Origin of the sequence: Pseudomonas sp. HMWF021, assembly GCF_003061005.1 — a bacterium.
Classification (GTDB): domain Bacteria; phylum Pseudomonadota; class Gammaproteobacteria; order Pseudomonadales; family Pseudomonadaceae; genus Aquipseudomonas.
Genome location: NZ_QAIK01000181.1, coordinates 1 through 3,847, shown reverse-complemented (window position 1 = coordinate 3,847; position 3,847 = coordinate 1). Strand labels below are relative to the sequence as shown.

General features: G+C 57.7%; 2 protein-coding genes. One reads left to right on the top strand and one right to left on the bottom strand.

Annotated features, from left to right (window positions below; translation table 11 throughout):
• Positions 1-296 precede the first annotated feature (296 nt).
• Positions 297-701 carry a hypothetical protein gene (locus DBR18_RS28195; RefSeq protein ID WP_146188800.1) on the top strand — a complete coding sequence of 135 codons (405 nt, stop codon included), beginning with the start codon at positions 297-299 and terminating at the stop codon, positions 699-701.
• Between the two features lie 64 nt (positions 702-765).
• On the opposite strand, the gene DBR18_RS26390 is transcribed toward DBR18_RS28195, so the two are convergent.
• Positions 766-3,612, bottom strand: coding sequence for a valine--tRNA ligase (locus DBR18_RS26390; RefSeq protein ID WP_108592518.1), 2,847 nt, complete (start codon positions 3,610-3,612; stop codon positions 766-768).
• Positions 3,613-3,847: the final 235 nt, after the last annotated feature.

Genomic DNA, 3,847 nt, shown 5'->3' with positions numbered 1-3,847 from the left:
TTGGATAGTACGGATACAAAAAGGTTATGATGGATTTCTGATGCGGAAACCTGTCAGAGTTGACAGTTTTTTAGTGTGTTTTGGTATTTTGTGATGATTTTATCGTTATATGCCCGTCCTGCTAAAAAGCTTGATGTGTCGGATTTATATCCTTTTGAAATGTTCTTTATTTCTTTTTAGTCTTAAATACTGTCATTTCTGACAGTGGTTGGGAGTTTTTCTTTAAGATAGGCTTCGGCTGGATTGTTTTCTGATATTAAGGCATTCAATCAAGCACTTACTTAAGGGTGATGCATATGAACAGATTTTTGTTTTGTCTCGCAGCAACGGTTATTGCATTCAATGCTGTAGCCGGAAGCTCGCCAAATGAAGATCGGCGGAATAATGAACCTGTTGGTACGGTGACGTTGGACCAGGATGGTGCAACCATGTATGTGGTTGACGATGGACAAACTTATGGCTGGACGGGTGTCGTGACATTGCCAAAGGGGCCGAATGAATACAATAGCGGCATTATTGTGTTCAACCGGGCCTCCAAACCCACTTCGGTTAACACTGGTAGCGGTTCATATGATGTAGCGAGTGGAACGTCCACCTTCTTTTCTTATCGTGAAAAAAAATGGATTAACACGCGTAACACTCCTATAACTGACAGTGGTCCAAGCGGGCCAGTGTTCATACCGCCATCGAAAGCCCCTTAAGGATACTTTGCTTGTAAAAAAGGGAGACCATTTCGGTCTCCCTTTTTAGTTCGGCACAGTGAGTTTACAGGCTGGAAATCCGCGCATGCTGCTCGGCCAGTTTGCCCAAGGCCTGCTCAGCTTCGGCCAGTTTGGCGCGTTCCTTCTCGATGACTTCGGCCGGGGCCTTGTCAACGAAACCGGCGTTGGACAGCTTGCCGCCCACCCGCTGGACTTCGCCCTGCAGACGCAGGATTTCCTTGTCCAGACGTGCCAGCTCGGCGCCCTTGTCGATGAGACCAGCCATCGGCACAAGCACTTCCATCTCGCCAACCAGCGCGGTGGCGGACAGCGGTGCTTCTTCGCCAGCGGCCAGGACGGTGATCGATTCCAGACGCGCCAGCTTCTTCAGCAACGCTTCGTTCTCGGCAAGGCGGCGCTGGTCTTCGGCGCTGACGTTCTTCAGGTAGATCGGCAGCGGTTTGCCCGGGCCGATGTTCATCTCGCCACGGATGTTGCGCGTGCCGAGCATCAGGCCCTTGAGCCATTCGATGTCGTCTTCGGCGGCCGGATCGATGCGCTCTTCATTGGCCACCGGCCATGGTTGCAGCATGATCGTCTTGCCCTGAATGCCGGCCAGCGGCGCGATGCGCTGCCAGATTTCTTCAGTGATGAACGGCATGAACGGATGCGCCAGACGCAGCGCCACTTCCAGCACGCGCACCAGCGTGCGACGGGTGCCGCGCTGACGCTCGACCGGCGCGTTTTCGTCCCACAGCACTGGCTTGGACAGTTCCAGGTACCAGTCGCAATACTGGTTCCAGATGAACTCGTACAGCGCTTGCGCAGCGAGGTCAAAACGGAACTGATCCAGTTGGCGGGTCACTTCGGCTTCGGTGCGTTGCAGTTGCGAGATGATCCAGCGATCCGCCAGCGACAGCTCATAGGCTTCGCCGTTCTGGCCGCAGTCTTCACCCTTGTCCAGAACATAACGCGCGGCGTTCCAGATCTTGTTGCAGAAGTTGCGGTAGCCTTCGACGCGGCCCATGTCGAACTTGATGTCGCGACCGGTGGACGCCAGCGAGCAGAAGGTGAAGCGCAGGGCGTCGGTGCCGTAGCTGGCGATGCCGTCGGCGAACTCGTCGCGGGTCTGCTTCTCGATCTTCTTCGCCAGTTTCGGCTGCATCATGCCGGAGGTGCGTTTCTGCACCAGATCTTCCAGCTCGATGCCGTCGATGATGTCCAGCGGATCAAGGACGTTGCCCTTGGACTTGGACATCTTCTGGCCCTGGCCATCACGCACCAGACCGTGCACGTAAACGGTCTTGAACGGCACCTGCGGGGTGCCGTCCTCGTTTTTGATCAGGTGCATGGTCAGCATGATCATCCGGGCAACCCAGAAGAAAATGATGTCGAACCCGGTGACCAGCACGTCGGTGGAGTGGAATTTCTTCAGGAACTCGGTCTTTTCCGGCCAGCCCAGGGTGGAGAACGTCCACAGACCCGAGCTGAACCAGGTGTCGAGCACGTCGTTGTCCTGTTGCAGCGCAACGTCCGGGCCGAGGTTGTGCTTGGCACGCACTTCGGCTTCGTCGCGACCGACGTAGACCTTGCCCGACTCGTCGTACCAGGCCGGAATCCGGTGGCCCCACCACAACTGACGGCTGATGCACCAGTCCTGGATGTCGCGCATCCACGAGAAGTACATGTTCTCGTACTGCTTGGGCACGAACTGGATACGGCCGTCTTCAACGGCAGCAATCGCCGGCTCGGCCAGAGGCTTGGTCGACACGTACCACTGGTCGGTCAGCCACGGCTCGATCACGGTGCCGGAACGGTCGCCTTTCGGTACTTTCAGGTTGTGATCGTCGACGCTGACCAAAAGGCCCGCGGCGTCGAACGCAGCAACGATCTGCTTGCGCGCTTCGAAACGCTCGAGACCGGCGTATTCGGCCGGAATCTTGCCGTCGATGCTGTCGTTCAGTGTGCCGTCGAGATTGAACACCTGCGCCGCTGGCAGCACGTTGGCGTTCTTGTCGAAGATGTTCAGCAGCGGCAGGTTGTGGCGCTTGCCGACTTCGTAGTCGTTGAAGTCGTGGGCCGGGGTGATTTTCACGCAGCCGGTGCCGAATTCAGGATCGCAGTAATCGTCGGCGATGATCGGGATGCGGCGGCCAACCAGTGGCAGCTCGACGAATTTGCCGATCAGGGCTTTGTAGCGCTCGTCGTTCGGGTTAACCGCGACGGCGGAGTCGCCGAGCATGGTTTCCGGACGGGTGGTCGCGACGATCAGGAAGTCGTTGCCTTCAGCAGTTTTCGCGCCGTCGGCCAGCGGGTACTTGAGGTTCCACAGGAAACCTTTCTCGTCGTGGTTTTCCACTTCGAGGTCGGAAATCGCCGTGTGCAGCTTGGTGTCCCAGTTGACCAGACGCTTGCCGCGGTAGATCAGGCCGTCTTCGTGCAGGCGCACGAAGGCTTCTTTAACGGCTTCCGAGAGACCGTCGTCCATGGTGAAGCGCTCGCGGCTCCAGTCTACGGACGAACCGAGGCGACGGATCTGACGGCTGATGTTGCCGCCGGACTGATCCTTCCACTCCCAGACTTTCTCGAGGAATTTTTCGCGGCCCAGGTCGTGGCGGTTCTGGCCGGTGGCTTCGAGTTGACGCTCCACCAGCATCTGCGTGGCGATACCGGCGTGGTCGGTGCCCGGCTGCCACAGGGTGTTGCGACCCTGCATGCGGCGGAAACGGATCAGGGCGTCCATGATCGCGTTGTTGAAACCGTGACCCATGTGCAGGCTGCCGGTGACGTTCGGCGGCGGGATCATGATGGTGTAGGAATCGCCCGCGCCTTGCGGGGCGAAGTAGTTCTCGGACTCCCAGGTGTTGTACCAGGAAGTTTCAATGGCGTGCGGCTGGTAGGTCTTATCCATGCGCGGCGGGACCCTATTGGCATTTATTCAGGAAAAGCCGGGAAGTATAGCGGGGATGAGGCGACGTGCGTAGGACTAGGTGAGGGGCGTTGCACAAAGCAGCAACGCCCGGTGTCCCGCGAGGGGTATCAGGGGGCTACGGTCATGACGACCGTTGTCCAGGGCGATGTCAGGGCGCCGGCGGCAGTGAATGCGCCAATGGAGAGGGTCGTGTTGCCATAGCCATACAGTCCCT

Coding starts and splice junctions, on each gene's coding strand:
- DBR18_RS28195 (WP_146188800.1), top strand. CDS start 297: ATGAACAGATTTTTGTTTTGTCTCGCAGCAACGGTTATTGCATTCAAT.
- DBR18_RS26390 (WP_108592518.1), bottom strand. CDS start 3,612: ATGGATAAGACCTACCAGCCGCACGCCATTGAAACTTCCTGGTACAAC.